This window comes from Chitinophaga sp. sic0106, from assembly GCF_019219075.1.
In the GTDB taxonomy this organism is placed as follows: Bacteria; Bacteroidota; Bacteroidia; order Chitinophagales; family Chitinophagaceae; genus Chitinophaga.
On sequence record NZ_JAHUWJ010000074.1, the window covers coordinates 1 to 255 of the forward strand.

Annotated in this window: 1 protein-coding gene; it reads right to left on the reverse strand. The window is 46.7% G+C overall.

What is annotated here, in order from left to right:
- Nucleotides 1-255: hypothetical protein (locus KW844_RS29555; RefSeq protein WP_218380247.1), on the reverse strand; the 255-nt coding region annotated here is incomplete at both ends.

The following is a 255-nucleotide window of genomic DNA, read 5'->3' on the forward strand; positions in this document are numbered from 1 at the left end:
TAGCGCCGGCATATCACCGGTGGTAGCCGGATTATTATGTCCGTTGACACCCACACCAATACCCCGAAGCGATTGCAGTAACTGATTGGCGATACCTTTGTTAAGAGGATGCTTACTTTTATTCCGGGCGGTAGATTTGAAGAACGCATTTACACCAATGCTGATCGTATCGCCCGCCATTACCCTCAGTGTAATAGCTGGACCAGTCTTTTGATGACTACCATCTGCATTCAATTTAGCCACATACTTACCATC